Below are 14,786 nucleotides of genomic sequence, written 5' to 3' on the forward strand. Positions count from 1 at the left end.
CGACGCAAACATATGGCAAACCCATCGGGAGTTTCATCATGAATAACATTCCTAACACGCATATAGCCCCAAGCCACTTGGCGGCCAAGGCGCATCCGCAAGCGCATGGCCTGTCGACAGCGCTGATCCTGCTGCTGGCAACCGGCGCCGGCCTGTCCGTGGCTTCCCTGTATTACTCGCAACCGATGCTGGGCGTACTGGCCGACGATATCGGCGCTTCCGAGCGCGTCGTCGGCATGGTGCCGATGTCGACCCAGCTCGGTTACGCGCTGGGCATCCTGCTGCTGGCGCCGCTGGGCGACCGCTACGACCGCCGTCGCATCATCCTGATCAAGGCGGCGGTACTGACCGCCGCGCTGCTGCTGGCCGGCGCCTCCTCGGGCGTGGGCATGCTGCTGGCCGCCAGCCTGGCGGTCGGCTTGTCGGCCACCATGGCGCAAGACATCGTGCCGGCCGCCGCTACCCTGGCGCCGGAACAGCACCGCGGCCGCATCGTCGGCACCGTGATGACGGGCCTGTTGCTGGGCATCTTGCTGTCGCGCGTGGTGAGCGGTTTCGTGGCTGAAAACTTCGGCTGGCGCGCCATGTTCGTGGGCGCTGCCGCCAGCATCGCGCTGATCGGCGTGGCTGCATGGCGCGGCCTGCCGCGCTTCCATCCGACCACCCACATGCGCTACGGCGCGCTGCTGGGTTCGCTGGCCAGCCTGCTCAAAAAGCATGGCGCCCTGCGTCGCGCCGCCCTGGCCCAGGGCGTGCTATCGATCGGTTTCTCGGCGTTCTGGTCGACCCTGGCGGTGATGCTGCATGGCGCGCCGTTCCACCTGGGCAGTGCCGCCGCCGGCGCCTTCGGCCTGGCGGGCGCAGCCGGCGCCCTGGCGGCTCCGCTGGCCGGCCGCATCTCGGACAAGAAGGGCCCTGAGCTGGTGACCCGCCTGGGTGTTGGCCTGGCAACCGTGTCCTTCGCTGCGATGGCGCTGTCGCCGTGGTTTTCAACGGAAGGCCAACTGGTCCTGATCGCGCTGGCCGCCATCGGCTTCGACCTCGGCGTGCAGGCTACCCTGGTGGCGCACCAGACCATCGTCTACAGCATCGAACCCGGCGCCCGCAGCCGCCTCAACGCCGTGCTGTTCGTGGGCATGTTCATCGGCATGGCAAGCGGCGCGGCATTGGGCAGCCTGGCCCTGGCGCAGTGGGGCTGGATCGCCGTGGTCGGCCTGGCCACGCTGACCTCGATCCTGGCGCTGGTAGTCCGCCTGTGGCCGGGCGCTGCCAAGGCGCGCTGAACGCCTCGATTCCCTGCCTTTTCCTGAAGCGGTCCCGGTGCAAGCCGGGGCCACTTTTTTTTGTCGCCAGCCAACGGCCGCAGAAAGAAATAACCCTGCTGCTAGCCGCGTCAAATAACAATCGTTCTCATCTATAATCGAGCCCCTCCTCGCCGGATGACGGATTGCGATGCAAGGCGAGGCCCGCAACGGGAGACTCCCATGAACGACACGACGCTTCCTGCGCCCTCCATCCAGCGTCCGGACGCTACGCTGGCCGACGAGCATGCCGTACTGCTGCGCCACCTTGCCGCCGCGCAGCTTCGCTGCAGCGAGGCCATGCAGCAGCAAGCCGGGGAGATCGCGCAACTGCGCGCGCAGGCGATGAAAATGCGCGCGGCCATCATCGCGCGCGACAGTGCGCTGGCCTGGGCTTGCGAAGACCGCGCCGCGCTGGAGGCGGCCATCCCCGATCTCGCGCCGCGCGTCACGCTGGCGCGCAAGGTCAAGGACCTGAGCCGGCGGCTGCAGGACCTGATGCGCGACACGCTGCGCCCGACCATATCGGCGCCCGTGCCGGCAGCACGGCCGCAAACCGCCGCCGGCACGGCAACGCCAGACATTGCGGCGCTTGAAGCCAGCATCGTCGCCGCCGACCTGGTGATCTGCCAGACCGGGTGCCTGAGCCACGGCGCCTATTGGCGCGTGCAGGACCACTGCAAGCGCACCGGCAAGACCTGCGTGATGGTCGAGCAACCGGCCAATTTCCGCGTCATGCGCATCCACCATGACATGCGTACGGCCATCGACGGCATGGTCCCGGCCGAAACCGAAAGCGCCCAGCAAGCTGCCGATTGAGCAGCGCGCAACGAGCGTCCTTCTTTACATGCCGGCTTTGCCGGCATTTTTTTCCGGCCCGGCACGAAAACAACGATAGGCAAGCACCATTTGTTAATGGTAATCACTATCATTTATAATCACCTTTTCTCATTCCCGGCCTGGCCGCGCCGACAAGGCGCCGATCTGAGCGCACAGGCGGCTTGCCGGATCGGTTTCCATCTTGTCTGGGATGCCTTTCCCCCATGTCCATCGAAGCCCTCTACTGCGACCACCATTCCTGGCTCAAGGGATGGCTTCTGCGTCGGCTCGGCAATACCGAGCAGGCGGCCGACCTGGCGCATGACACGTTCATCCGCCTGCTCAGCAGCGAGCGCGTGCCGGCCACCCTCCATGAGCCGCGCGCTTACCTGACCACGGTCGCCCAGAACCTGGTGTCCAACCACTGGCGGCGCGAGAAGCTGGAAAAGGCCTATCTCGATGCACTGGCCCACGCTCCGGCCGGCCTGGCGCCGTCGCCGGAAGAACAGGCGATCCTGCTGGAAACCCTGCTGGAACTCGACCAGCTGCTGGACGGCCTGCCGGCCATCGTCAAACGCGCCTTCCTGCTGTCGCAGCTCGACGGGCAAACCCACGCCCAGGTCGCCGAGGCGCTCGGCATATCGGTTCCCACCGTCAAGCGGTATCTGGTCAAGGCCCTGCAGCGCTGCTACTTTGCCGATATTTCCTTTCTCGGATGAGGCCGTCCTTGTCCGCCTCCAGCTGGTATCAGCACACGCCCGATGCCGCCACGCTGCCGCAGCATGTGGCCGAACGCGCACTCGAGTGGCTGGTGGAACTGCAAGCCCAGCCGGTGCCGCCCCAGACCATCGCCGCATGGACCCGCTGGCGCGGTGAGCATGCCGACCATGAGCGCGCATGGCAGCGCATCGAGTCGGTGCGGGGCCGGTTGCAGCCGCTGGCCTCGCCGCTCAATTCCGCCGTCGCCCAGGCCGCGTTGGCGCCGCGCGGCTCGCCGCACCGCCGCCAGATCATCAAGGGCCTGGTCGTGGCGGTGTTCGCCGGCGGCACCACCTGGGGCGTGGCGCAATACACGCCCTGGCGCGAGTGGAATGCGGATTACCGTACCGCCGTCGGTGAACGCCGCACGCTTACGCTGGCCGACGGCACGCAGCTCATGCTCAACACCGGCAGCGCCGTCAACGTCGGCTTCAGCCCGGCCGAACGGCGCATCCGTCTGATTGCCGGCGAGATCCTGGCAACCACGGCCAAGGATGCCGCGCCCCGCCCGTTCATGATCGAGACCGTGCACGGCACAGCCCAGGCGCTGGGTACCCGCTACACGGTCCGGCAAATGGCCGACGCCACCGAGGTCCGCGTATTCGAAGGCGCGGTGCGCATCGCGCCGCGCCACGATGCCGCCAGCAGCCTGGTCGTGCAGGCCGGCGAACAGGCGCGTTTCAGCGCCACCGGAATCCATGCGGCCGGCCGGGCGGATGCCGCCCTGATCGGCTGGACCGACGGTTTCATCATCGCCCGCAGCATGCGGCTGGACGATTTCATCGCCGAGCTGGGCCGCTACAGCCGCGACACCCTCGCTTGCGACCCGGCCATCGCCGACTTGCGGGTATCCGGTTCGTTTCCGCTGGACGATATCGACAAGGTCATCGAAACACTGGCCAGCACGCTGGACGTGCAGGCCGACACCCGCCACCGCTTCTGGGGCGGCCGCCGCATACGCATGAACCCGCTGCCGCAACGCGGCCGATCTCCCCGGTACAAAAAACCAAGGCCGGCCGCGTGAAGCTGATCCGTTTTCGGTTTTCGCGGGTCATTGGGGCAGGGACGTCAATTTCTTATCTGGAAAGGTCGCATCGACATGGAGCAGGCGAGGGCGCGCTACGCACAAGCCATGCAGGCAATGCTGCGGCGTGCGGCATTCGCCTGCGGCACCCGGCGCCTGGCGCTGGGTGCGGTTACCGCCATCGCCGCCGTGTCCGCGCAACTGATCCCCGTTCCCGCCTTCGCGCAAGCCGCGATGCGCACCTATGACATTCCCGCCGGCCCGCTGGAAGACGTGCTGGGCCGTTTCGGCCACGATGCCGGCATCCTCTTGTCGTTCCGGCCGGAAATCACCGCCGGCCTCCATAGCGACGGGCTGCGGGGCAGCTATGGCATCGACGGCGGACTGGCTGCGCTGCTGGCCCACACCGGCATCCAGGTGAGCCGCCAGGCCAACGGCGGCTACCTGCTGAGCAAGCCCGCCTTCGGCATGGCCAACCGGCCGCTGCCCACGGTCACCATCATGTCGACCGCCGACCAGGACGCTACCGCGCCCTATGCCGGCGGCCAGATCGCCAAAGGCGGCAGCCTTGGCATCCTCGGCACGGGCAATGCCATGGATGTTCCGTTCAGCACCGTGAACTACACCGTCACCCTGCTGGAAAACCAGCAGGCGCGCACGCTGGCCGACGTGGTGGAAAACGACGCCTCGGTGCGCATGCTCACCTCCACCGGCGGCTTCGGCGATACCTTCCAGATCCGCGGCTACAGCCTCTCCAGCGGCGATGTCGGTTTCAACGGCCTGTTCGGCCTGGCGTCGGCCAGCCACATGCCGGCCGCCATCATGGAAAGGGTGGAAGTGCTCAAGGGCCCCGGTACCCTGATGAACGGCATCAACCCCGATGGCAGCATCGGCGGCAGCATCAACATCGTCACCAAACGCGCCGGCGACGAACCGCTCGCGCGCCTGACCACGTCCTTCCAGGGCAAGGGACAAACCGGATTGCAAACCGATGCCAGCCGCCGTTTCGGCACCGGCAACGCGTGGGGTATCCGCGTCAACGGCGTCTACAAGGATGGGGAAGCCAGCATCAAGGACGGCAACCAGCAACTGGCCGTCGGCGCGCTGGCGCTGGACTACCGCGGCAGCCAGTTGCGCTGGTCGCTGGATACTTATGCACAGCATGAGGACACCGACAATTTCCGCCCGCAGGTCGGCTTCCTGCCGGAGGTGACGACGATCCCCTCGCCGCCGCCGGCGGATGCGAACTTCTATCGCGGCAGCCAGTTGCGGCTGGAAGATGCCGCCACGGTGTCGCGCCTCGAATACGACATCGATGGCGGCATGACCGTCTACGGCGCCATCGGCTACCGCTACGGCGCGTCCCGACAAAACCTGACGACTGGCGCGGTCAACGCCGCCGGCATCGGCACGCTGCGCAACAGCTACTACGACACTTACAGCAAGACCACGACCGCCGACGCCGGCCTGCGCATGCGTTTCGACACGGCCGGCATCGGCCATGCGCTGGCCATCGGCATGACGCGGCTGCAGCAGGAAGCCGGCAACGCCTACATCCCCTCAAGCGGCACGGCCACCTACAGCATCTACACCGCCACGCCGCTGCCCGCCATCACCGATGCGCGCACCGCGCCCAAAAAGTCCTACGACATGGTGCTCACCAGCGTGACGCTGGCCGATACCTTGTCCATGCTGGAAGGCCGGCTGAACATCTTCGCCGGGGCGCGCCAGCAGCAGGTGCGCTACGACAGCTTCGATACCGTCACCGGACTGGAGACCTCTTCCTACAGCGCCAGCGCCGTTTCTCCTTTGCTGGGGGTGGTGGTCAAGCCATCCGAACACCTCTCGCTGTATGCCAACTACACGGCCGGCCTGACCCGCGGCACGGTGGTGCCGACCGGTGTGCTCAATGCCGGCCAGATCCTGCCGCCCTACCGGTCCAGGCAATACGAGGCCGGCATCAAGGTCGACTGGGGCCGCATGACCACCAGCGCCGCCGTCTTCCAGATCGCCAACCCGAGCCCGGTCATCACCATGCTGCAGAACCCGCCCGGCGCCAGCCTCTACAGCTACGACGGCGAGCAGCGCAACCGCGGCCTGGAGCTTTCCGCCTACGGCGAAGCGGCATCGGGCTTGCGCCTGATGGCCAGCGCGGCTTTCTTCGACGCCAAACTGACGCACACGGCCAACGGTATCAATGACGGCAAGAACGCCACCGGCGTACCGGCCTACACGTTCAGCCTGGCCGCCGACTGGGATACCCCGTGGCTGGCCGGACTCGCCCTGAATGCGCGCGTCGTCCATACCTCATCGGTCTACTTCAACGCCGAAAACACCCTGAGCCTGCCGGGCTGGACTCGCACCGACATCGGCGCGCGCTATCAAACCCGCCTGGCCGGCAAGCCGGTGGTGCTGCGCGCCAATGTGGAAAACCTGTTCAACCGCAACTATTGGCTGCTTGCCAGTCCCTACGCCACAGTGGCGGCGCCGCGCACATTGCTGTTGTCGGCGCAGGCCGATTTCTGATCGCCATCGCGGCCGTTCGATGCCTGTCGGCCGGCAGTGGGTTTTACCTTCATCTTGCCGCCAGGGAACGCGGTGCACGAATATCTCCCGCCATCGTCGCCCGGGCCTCCAACATCTTTTATAATCGCCCACAGGAGACAACCCTCGCGGCATGCCCGCCGGTCCATTATTCAGCCCACCAGGCGGAATTGATGGCAAGCAGTCAAGACGGCATGGCGCGAACAACGACGGTGAATGGCATGGCACTGTATTTCAAGAACAAGAGACCGAAGACTTTCCTTGGCGCGCCCGTGGGCTGGCCATTGATGTTCCTGATGGCGCTCGACCTGTGCATCGCCGGCCTGATGTTTCTCTCCGAGCATGACTGGAGCGGCCTGATCCTGCTGTATCCGCCGGTCGCACTGGCGATCGCCATGATGACCGACGCCCGCAAAGAAAAGCTGGCCGCGCAGCAGCGCCGGCGCTAACCGGCTCCTGAACCGCATTGCCGGACGGATCCGCCGCCCCGGTGCTTCCACGCAAGACTTCCATGACGACATTACAAGACCGCCCCGCGCTGTTGCAGGTCCGCAAGCTCAATTTTGCCTATCCCGGGCATGAACTTTTCAAGGACCTGTCCGCCGCGATCCCGGCCGGAGTCACGCTGGTGCGCGGCGGCGACGGCCGCGGCAAGACCACCCTGCTGCAATTGCTGGGCGGGCTGATGCCGGTGAAGGATGGCGTACTGCAACTGGACGGCATCCGCCTGGATGAAGACAGCGAAGCCTATCGCCGCAAGGTGTTCCACGTCGACCCGCGCACCGAGGCGTACGACCAGGCGACGCCGCCGGAATTCTTTCATGCCATGGCGGAACGCTTTCCCGGCTTCGACCGTGCGCGCCTGCCGGCGCTGATCGAAGGCCTGTCGCTTGCGCCGCACCTGGAAAAGAAACTGTTCATGCTCTCCACCGGCAGCAAGCGCAAGGTCTACCTGGCCGCCGCCTTTGCCGCCGGCGCCACGCTGAACCTGCTGGACGATCCCTTCGCCGGACTGGACCGCGCCTCGATCAACTTCGTCACGCACACCCTCAACGCGCAATCGGGCAACCAGCAGCAAGCCTGGGTGGTCGCCCTGTACGAAGCGCCGGAAGGCGTGGCGCTGGCCGCCGCCATCGACCTGGGCGATTAAGCCTCAATCCTCCCCACCGCGATCTCCATACCGGACGCCGCCGTGCGTGCGGCCGCAGTGGATGGCATGATGTGCCTGTTGCCATCCTCCGCCACCACCGCATGGACACCGCCACCCATTTCACGCCCATCCTGGAACAGGTCCTCGAAGAAGTCCGCCCCCTCACGCTGCACGGCAAGGTGGCGAGCTACATTCCCGAACTGAGCCACATCGACCGCAGCAAGCTGGGCATCGCGCTCTACCTGCCCGACGGCGGCATCTACACGGCCGGCGACGCGCATGAGCGGTTTTCGATCCAGAGCATCTCCAAGGTCTTCACGCTGGTGATGGCTTACCGCACGCTGGGCAATGCGCTATGGGAGCGCGTCGGGCGCGAGCCCTCCGGCAACCCGTTCAACTCGCTGGTGCAGCTGGAGACCGACAAGGGCGTCCCGCGCAATCCCTTCATCAATGCCGGCGCGCTGGTGGTGACCGACATCCTGTGCAGCCAATACGTCAACCCGCACCTGGCCATCCTGGAATTCATCCGCCAGGTCAGCGGCGTGCCAGACATCAACTTCAACACCCGCGTGGCGCGCTCGGAAGCGCAGCATGGCTTTCGCAACGCAGCCATGGCCAATTTCATCAAGAGCTTCGGCAACCTCAAGGCGCCGGTGGACAACGTGCTGCAAGCCTACTTCCACCAATGCTCCATCGAAATGAGTTGCGCGGAGCTGGTAAGGGCCGCGCAGCTGCTGGTGCATTACGGCACCGCGCCGGGCGTCTCCGAGGCGCTGCTCACGCCCAGCGAAGTGCGGCGCGTGGCTTCCATCATGCTGACCTGCGGCACCTACGACGCCGCCGGCGACTTCGCCTTCCGCATCGGCCTGCCGGCCAAGAGCGGGGTCGGTGGCGGCATCCTGGCCGTGGTGCCGGGGCGCATGGCGTTGTGCGTGTGGTCGCCAGCGCTGGATGTGCATGGCAATTCGCTGGCGGGGGCGAAAGCGCTGGAGTTGTTTGCGGGGCGTACGGGGTTTTCGATTTTCTAATGTCCCGCATCCATGCCAGATCCCGCCGTCGCATTGAGTCCATATTGCATCCACCAACCATCTGCAGCGAATGCCGACACGTTATGATATCGCCCGTCCTCAACGCATTCTCCCAGCCCGTCGTCCACCGACCATGAAACCGCAACGCGACTCCGCCGACAGCCCGGAAACCCTCGACCAGAATGTGTACGAGGCGATTTTCAACGCCGTCATGCACGGACGGCTGAAGCCCGGCACGCGGCTGCAGGAAGCCAGCCTGTGCGAACAGTTCGGCGTCAGCCGCACGGTGGTGCGGCAAGCGCTGCGGCGGCTGGCGGAATTGCGCATCGTCGACATCGTGACCAACAAGGGCGCCGCAGTCGCCACACCGGGCCCGAAAGAAACGCGCGACGTATTCGCCGCGCGCCGCGCCATCGAAGGCGCCATCGTGCGCGAAGTGGCGCGCAGCATCGACCACGGCGAAGTCGCCAAACTCAAGCAGCGCCTGCAAGCCGAACATGCTGCCCTGCACGAGGGCGACCACCCGCGCTGGGTGGCGCTGGCCGGAGGCTTCCACCTGGCGCTGGCCGAACTCTCCGGCAACCATGTCTTGCAGCGCATGCTGACCGAGCTGATGACGCGCTGCTCGTTGATCGTGGCGCTCTATGAAGTGCCGGGCGAAGCCAGTTGCGAACACGACGAACACACGCGCCTGGTCGACCTCCTGGCCCTGCGCGACGGCAACGGCGCCGCCGCCGAAATGGAAAAACACCTGCTGGCACTGGAAGCCCGGCTGCGCCTGCCGCAAGACAAAAACGAAGCGCTACGCCGCGCATTCTGATTTCCCCTCCGTCATCCCCGACCGACCCGGCGCCTGCCCGCCAGCAGTGCGCTCGCGCGCCGGCTGAGTGATTTTTGCCCATTTTGCGTGCAAACGATAAAATGTATACAATCAACAAATAAACATTAAATCCTTTTGAATCAATTGCTTGATTAGTATTTATGGCTGGCATCCAAATTGCATGTATACGATCAACGGCGATCTTTCGCCACCGATCGATCCATCCAACCAAGGAGTCTTGCCGCCATGAACCGCCGTCAATTCTTGCTCACCTCGGCCGCCGCCCTGGCCGCCTCGTCGCAACCTTTCGCTGCCCTGGCTGCCGCACCGAAACTCAAAATCGGCTTCATCTATCCCGGCCCGGTAGCCGACATCGGCTGGTCGTTCCAGCACGAACTGGGACGCCGCATGCTGGAGAAGGAATTCGGCACGCGCATCGAAACCGTGTTCGTCGAACGCGTGCCGGAGACGCCGGAAGCCGAACGCGTCATGCGCCAGCTGATCGACGACGGCTGCAAGATGATCTTCGCCACCTCGTTCGGCTTCATGAACCCGGTGCTGCGCGTGGCCAAGGAGAACCCGGACGTGATCTTCGAACACTGTTCGGGCTACACCATGGCGCGCAACGTCGGCCTGTACCAGACGCGCTTCTACGAAGGCGCCTACGTACTCGGTGCCATCGCCGGCCGCATGACAAAGACCAACACGCTGGGCTACATCGCACCCATTCCCATCCCCGAAGTCATCCGCAACCTGGATGCCTTCGTGCTGGGCGCGCGCAGCGTCAACCCCAAGGTCAACGCCAAGGTGGTGTGGATCAATGCCTGGTACGACCCCAGCCTGGAACGCGACGCCGCGCAGACGCTGGCCGGGCAGGGCGCCGACGTGTTCTACCAGAACACCGACTCGCCGGCCCCGGTGCAAGTGGCGGAAAGCAAAGGCCTCTACGCCTTTGGCCAGGACTCCGACATGAGCCGCTTCGGCCCCAAGGCGCACCTGACCGGCAACACGCTCAACTGGGGCGTGTACTACGTGCACAAGGTGCGCCAAGTGCTGGAAGGCAAGTGGAAGGCCGAAGACACCAAGTGGGGCATGAAGGAAGGCATCATCCAGCTCGCCCCCTACAACGCCGCGCTGCCCAAGGACGTAGTGGCGCAAGCGGAACAACACCGCAAGGCCATCGTCGCCGGCACGCTGCAACCATTTGCCGGCCCCATCAACAACCAGGCCGGCCAACTGCAGATCGCCACCGGCAAAGCCGTCCCCGAATCCGAACTGTGGACCATGAAGTGGTACGTGGAAGGCATCCAGGGCAAGCAACCGTAACCGCCCGCCACGCCTCGCAACAGGCCGCATCAATATGAATCGCCATGACTGAAATCGACTTCTCCGAGATCGGCGTCTACCAGCGCTACAAGCTGATGGCCAGCCTGATCGTGCCGCGCCCGATCGCACTCATCACCACGCTGGGCGAAGACGGCACCGTCAACGCCGCACCGTTCTCCATGTTCAACATGCTGGGCGAAGACCCGCCCATCGTGATGGTGAGCATCAACCGCCTGCAGGACGGCGCGCTGAAAGATACTGCCGCCAACATCCTGCGCACCGGTGAGTTCGTCGTCCACCTCACCGACGAAGCCATGTGCGCACAGATGGACGCTTGCGGCGCGGCATTGCCGCCGCACCATAGCGAACTGGAACACGCTGGCCTGCACGCCGTGCCATCCCGCACCATCGCCCCACCACGCATCGCCGAAGCGCCGGTCGCCTTCGAATGCGTGCTGCACGAAAAATTGGAAACGCCCAGCCGCTACATCTTCATCGGCCGCGTGCAATGGCTGGCCGCGCGCGACGGCCTGGTCGACACCGAGCAATGGCGCGTGCGGCTGCAGGACTACCACCCGGTCGGACGCTTCGGGGCCAGCTTCTATCTCAACTCCAGCGGGCGATTTACGCTGGATAAAGCACCGGCCGCATCAACCACCCCCATCGACGAAATGTGAGGACGACATGAGCAACAAACCCGCTACCGAATTCACCGATCAAGACGTTGCCGCCATGCGGTTGGCGATCGAAGCCTCCAAACAGGCACTGAAGCGCGGCGACATGCCGTTCGGCGCAACGCTGGTTTCGCCGGCGGGAGAGGTGCTGATGGTGGAGATGAACAACCAGAACACCGCGGCCGATTGCACCGGGCATGCGGAGATCGTGCTGGTGCGGCGGGCGCAGAAAGAGTTGGGATTGGAAGCGATGCGCGGCACGACGGTTTATGCCAGCGGGGAGCCCTGTGCGATGTGTGCGGGGGCGATGTTTTGGGGTGGGGTGAAGAGGGTGGTGTTTGGGGCGCCTACGCCGTTGATGGGGGAGATATTGGGGGGAGCGACGTTGCCGTTGCGGGTGGCTGGTGTTGTTGTGGGGGCGGTGCCCGCTGTTAGCGTTGAGGGGCCTCTATTGGAAGAGGAGGCGGTGGCTGTGTTGCGCAAGTTAGAAGGTTAGGAGAGCAACAACTTCAAACCCTCCAGCGCGCCACAAGGCAAACCAGCCTTGTCCGCGTCCTTCACCAACCATTCACGCGGATTGATGCGTACCAGCGGCGCCCCCAAACATTCGCCTATGCGCCGCACGGACGGCACCGCCGTGCCGGCGCCAAGCTCGAGCACCACCGGACGCCTGACGATATCCACCCAGGCGCGCATGCGGCTGTACTGCGTATCGGTGCGCCGCGCATTCCAGCGGTAATCGCTGAACCTCAGGATATTCGGCGGCGCCACTGCATCGACGGGCCAGATCGCACCGGTGCAATCGTCGCTGCATTGCAGATGATGGATGCTGCCGTGGCATTCGACGATGCGCCCCTCCGATACACCGGCTTTCTGGAACTGGCCATCGACGTTGCTGGTGAAAACGAACATGCCTTGAGGTTTCGTCTTTGCCAGTTTGTTCAGCAGCGCAAACCCGGCATGCGGCACGGTCTCGCTATACAACGCCAGCCGATGGCCATAAAAGCCCCAGGATCGCACCGGATCTTCAACGAACGCTTCACCATTGGCGATTTCGCTGAAGGTGATACCGGTTTTGGCCAGTGGGGGGTAGGCTTTCCAGAAACCTTCGTTGCCGCGAAAGTCGGGAAAGCCGGAGTCGACACCCATGCCTGCGCCAGCAGTGATGATGAGGCTGTCGGCTTCTTGTAGCCATTGGCGGGCACGAGTGAGGGTGGTTGGGGTCGATTGGAGGTGAGAATGGTGTGGCTGGCATCTGAGGCGCCAAGGGTGAGCGCCGTAGTACCGCTGCAGGGATGGCGAAGTTATAGCTGGGGAAACCTATTTAGATAACATGCGAGGCTAGAAAACCGAATCGCCATATTTTGATAAATATAACTTATAGTTAATATTGATTTAATTTTAGAATATAGACGACCGCCTTTAGGAGGCCGATTCTTTCGGCAATGAAGAAGACAAAAACATTGCCTAGCGCTCGCGAAATTTTCGGACAGAATGTTCGACGGGTTCGTCGACTAAAAGAGATTTCGCAGGAAGAGCTTGCGTTTAGGGCGGGGATTAGTCAGACCTACTTGAGCTAAGTGGAAGGCGGCTCAAGGAGTATCTCTGTGGACAACATGGAAGCACTGTCGAGGGCGTTGGAAATTGGGTTGCCAGATTTACTGAAACTGGATTTGTTCATGATGAACACTGAAGTCACTGAAAAATGAGCCCGCGATTGCGGGCATTTTATTTAGACAGCCCCATTTTCTTAAAAGGTATTCTGTTCTAGGCATAAGGCGACCCAGCATGAAAATTTCTCAGTCAAAGGGGCTGCGTCCAATCCATACAATTCAAATTTTTTTGATGACTTCGCTTAGAATTCCCTGAGATCAAACTATCAGAATAAAGGCCCACACAACGGGTCAGGGGAAGAATAGATTGCTTAAAACAGACAAATCTGCAGGACCTGAGGCTATTGAAGTACTGCCGGATCCAGTTAGTCTTATTGAATCGATGCGAGCAGTCGGCTATACGACCGAGACTGCAGTAGCCGATCTCCTCGACAACAGCATCTCCGCGGGCGCTTCATTTATTCAAATTGAGTATGACGCGACACACGAGCCGTTCGTTTCCATTCTGGATAACGGCAGGGGAATGGATGCGTCAGAACTTACCGACGCCATGCGGCATGGAAGCCGCAATCCGGTTGAAAGCCGTGCGGAGAATGACCTTGGTCGATTTGGGCTTGGCCTGAAAACGGCTTCTCTATCACAGTGTCGAAAACTAACGGTCATCAGCAAAAAAAACTCCGAAATCCATGCCCGTTGCTGGGATCTTGATTTTGTCAAAACGACGCAACGATGGATGGTCGTAGTTCCTGAGGCCGAAATGCTGCGGCAACTACCTCTTTTCGGAGCTCTGCTCGAACAAGAAAGCGGTACGCTTGTTGTGTGGCAGGCGCTCGACAAACTAATGGCAGGATCTGCAACACCCATCGAAGAAATGAAGTCCCGAATGGAGGGGCTTCATCACCATCTCTCATTTGTCTTCCATAGATTTTCCAAAAAAGAAGATCGCATTCCTGCTATTGGAATTTTTGTGAATGGTGTAAAGCTAGACGTTCTAGACCCCTTCTTGAAAGAAAATTCGTTCACGCAACCGCTGGAAGGCCAAGACATAAGAATCGCGGGCGAATCAATCACAGTACAGCCTTATGTTCTTCCTCATCTAAGCCATTTGAGTTCTGACCAAGCGCAACTCGCCGGCGGGCTGGATAGCCTTCGTAACAATCAAGGCTTTTATATCTATCGCAATCGTCGATTAGTTATCTGGGGTACGTGGTTCCGTTTGGTACCCAAAGAAGAATTCTTCAAACTGACGCGGGTACAGGTTGACATTCCCAATTCGCTGGACCACCTGTGGTCTTTGGATATCAAAAAATCTTCTGCATCGCCTCCAGACACTATTCGCAATCGGCTGCGCGATTTGATCCCACATTTTGCCAATGTCAGCAAGATGACGATCACCTACCCTGGGCGTAAACACAAATCTCAAACTGTGTTTCATCCATTTTGGGACCGAATAGAGACATCCCATGGAATGTTCCGTTATCAAATCAATACGGATCACCCGTCCATCAAGTCATTGGCAGAGACCCTCCATAAAAATGACCAGAAAACGCTGCAACACATTCTTGACCTGTTATCCGCAGCCCTTCCTCTCGAGTCGATCTATTCGGACATGTGCTCCGATCGACGCGCAGAAAAGGTATCCGATCAACAAGGCGAGATCCGTGACATTGCATCAAAAATGATGGCTGTAACCGGCCTCAGTTTGGATGTTGTTCTCAACCTTGATCC

At 62.4% G+C, this 14,786-nt stretch carries 15 protein-coding genes; 14 read left to right on the forward strand and 1 reads right to left on the reverse strand.

Annotated features, from left to right (window positions below):
• The first annotated feature begins 38 nt into the window (after nucleotides 1–38).
• The 12 genes from AKL28_RS14140 to AKL28_RS14195 all read left to right on the forward strand — a co-directional run bounded on the left by AKL28_RS14140 (nucleotide 39) and on the right by AKL28_RS14195 (nucleotide 11,941).
• Nucleotides 39–1,283 (forward strand): MFS transporter, encoded by a 1,245-nt coding sequence (locus AKL28_RS14140; protein WP_050468797.1) that lies wholly within the window; start codon nucleotides 39–41, stop codon nucleotides 1,281–1,283.
• A gap of 201 nt (nucleotides 1,284–1,484) precedes the next feature.
• Nucleotides 1,485–2,120 carry a DUF2325 domain-containing protein gene (locus AKL28_RS14145; protein WP_050468798.1) on the forward strand — a complete coding sequence of 212 codons (636 nt, stop codon included), beginning with the start codon at nucleotides 1,485–1,487 and terminating at the stop codon, nucleotides 2,118–2,120.
• Between the two features lie 224 nt (nucleotides 2,121–2,344).
• The gene (locus AKL28_RS14150) at nucleotides 2,345–2,839 is read left to right on the forward strand and encodes a sigma-70 family RNA polymerase sigma factor (RefSeq protein WP_050468799.1); all 495 of its coding nucleotides are present in this window, start codon (nucleotides 2,345–2,347) and stop codon (nucleotides 2,837–2,839) included.
• 8 nt (nucleotides 2,840–2,847) lie between these two features.
• Nucleotides 2,848–3,903, forward strand: coding sequence for a FecR domain-containing protein (locus tag AKL28_RS14155; protein WP_231602433.1), 1,056 nt, complete (start codon nucleotides 2,848–2,850; stop codon nucleotides 3,901–3,903).
• A 75-nt stretch (nucleotides 3,904–3,978) separates the two neighbouring features.
• Nucleotides 3,979–6,429, forward strand: a complete 2,451-nt coding sequence (locus AKL28_RS14160) for a TonB-dependent receptor (RefSeq protein WP_231602434.1) — start codon at nucleotides 3,979–3,981, stop codon at nucleotides 6,427–6,429.
• Nucleotides 6,430–6,620: 191 nt separating this feature from the next.
• Nucleotides 6,621–6,896, forward strand: a complete 276-nt coding sequence (locus tag AKL28_RS14165; protein ID WP_231602435.1) for a hypothetical protein — start codon at nucleotides 6,621–6,623, stop codon at nucleotides 6,894–6,896.
• Between the two features lie 62 nt (nucleotides 6,897–6,958).
• Nucleotides 6,959–7,597: an ABC transporter ATP-binding protein gene (locus AKL28_RS14170; protein WP_050468801.1), complete on the forward strand. Its 639-nt coding sequence runs from the start codon at nucleotides 6,959–6,961 to the stop codon at nucleotides 7,595–7,597.
• A gap of 101 nt (nucleotides 7,598–7,698) precedes the next feature.
• The gene (locus AKL28_RS14175) at nucleotides 7,699–8,625 is read left to right on the forward strand and encodes a glutaminase (protein ID WP_050468802.1); all 927 of its coding nucleotides are present in this window, start codon (nucleotides 7,699–7,701) and stop codon (nucleotides 8,623–8,625) included.
• Between the two features lie 133 nt (nucleotides 8,626–8,758).
• Nucleotides 8,759–9,445: a GntR family transcriptional regulator gene (locus tag AKL28_RS14180; RefSeq protein WP_050468803.1), complete on the forward strand. Its 687-nt coding sequence runs from the start codon at nucleotides 8,759–8,761 to the stop codon at nucleotides 9,443–9,445.
• Nucleotides 9,446–9,691: 246 nt separating this feature from the next.
• A complete protein-coding gene (locus AKL28_RS14185) occupies nucleotides 9,692–10,771 on the forward strand; it encodes a BMP family ABC transporter substrate-binding protein (protein ID WP_050468804.1) in 1,080 nt (359 codons plus the stop codon).
• Between the two features lie 44 nt (nucleotides 10,772–10,815).
• On the forward strand, nucleotides 10,816–11,448 hold the full coding sequence (locus AKL28_RS14190) for a flavin reductase family protein (protein ID WP_050468805.1): 633 nt from the start codon (nucleotides 10,816–10,818) through the stop codon (nucleotides 11,446–11,448).
• 7 nt (nucleotides 11,449–11,455) lie between these two features.
• Nucleotides 11,456–11,941 (forward strand): nucleoside deaminase, encoded by a 486-nt coding sequence (locus AKL28_RS14195; RefSeq protein ID WP_050468806.1) that lies wholly within the window; start codon nucleotides 11,456–11,458, stop codon nucleotides 11,939–11,941.
• Here AKL28_RS14195 and AKL28_RS14200 read toward each other — a convergent pair.
• Nucleotides 11,938–12,594: an SIR2 family NAD-dependent protein deacylase gene (locus AKL28_RS14200; protein WP_082221498.1), complete on the reverse strand. Its 657-nt coding sequence runs from the start codon at nucleotides 12,592–12,594 to the stop codon at nucleotides 11,938–11,940. The genes AKL28_RS14195 and AKL28_RS14200 overlap by 4 nt on opposite strands.
• A gap of 296 nt (nucleotides 12,595–12,890) precedes the next feature.
• On the opposite strand from AKL28_RS14200, the gene AKL28_RS25045 reads away from it, so the two are divergent.
• Nucleotides 12,891–13,025, forward strand: coding sequence for a helix-turn-helix domain-containing protein (locus AKL28_RS25045; RefSeq protein ID WP_231602436.1), 135 nt, complete (start codon nucleotides 12,891–12,893; stop codon nucleotides 13,023–13,025).
• A 340-nt stretch (nucleotides 13,026–13,365) separates the two neighbouring features.
• The coding region (locus AKL28_RS14205) for an ATP-binding protein (protein ID WP_050468818.1) at nucleotides 13,366–14,786 on the forward strand (1,421 nt) is incomplete at its 3' end.

This window comes from Herbaspirillum chlorophenolicum, from assembly GCF_001189955.1.
Taxonomy (GTDB): domain Bacteria; phylum Pseudomonadota; class Gammaproteobacteria; order Burkholderiales; family Burkholderiaceae_D; genus Herbaspirillum; species Herbaspirillum chlorophenolicum.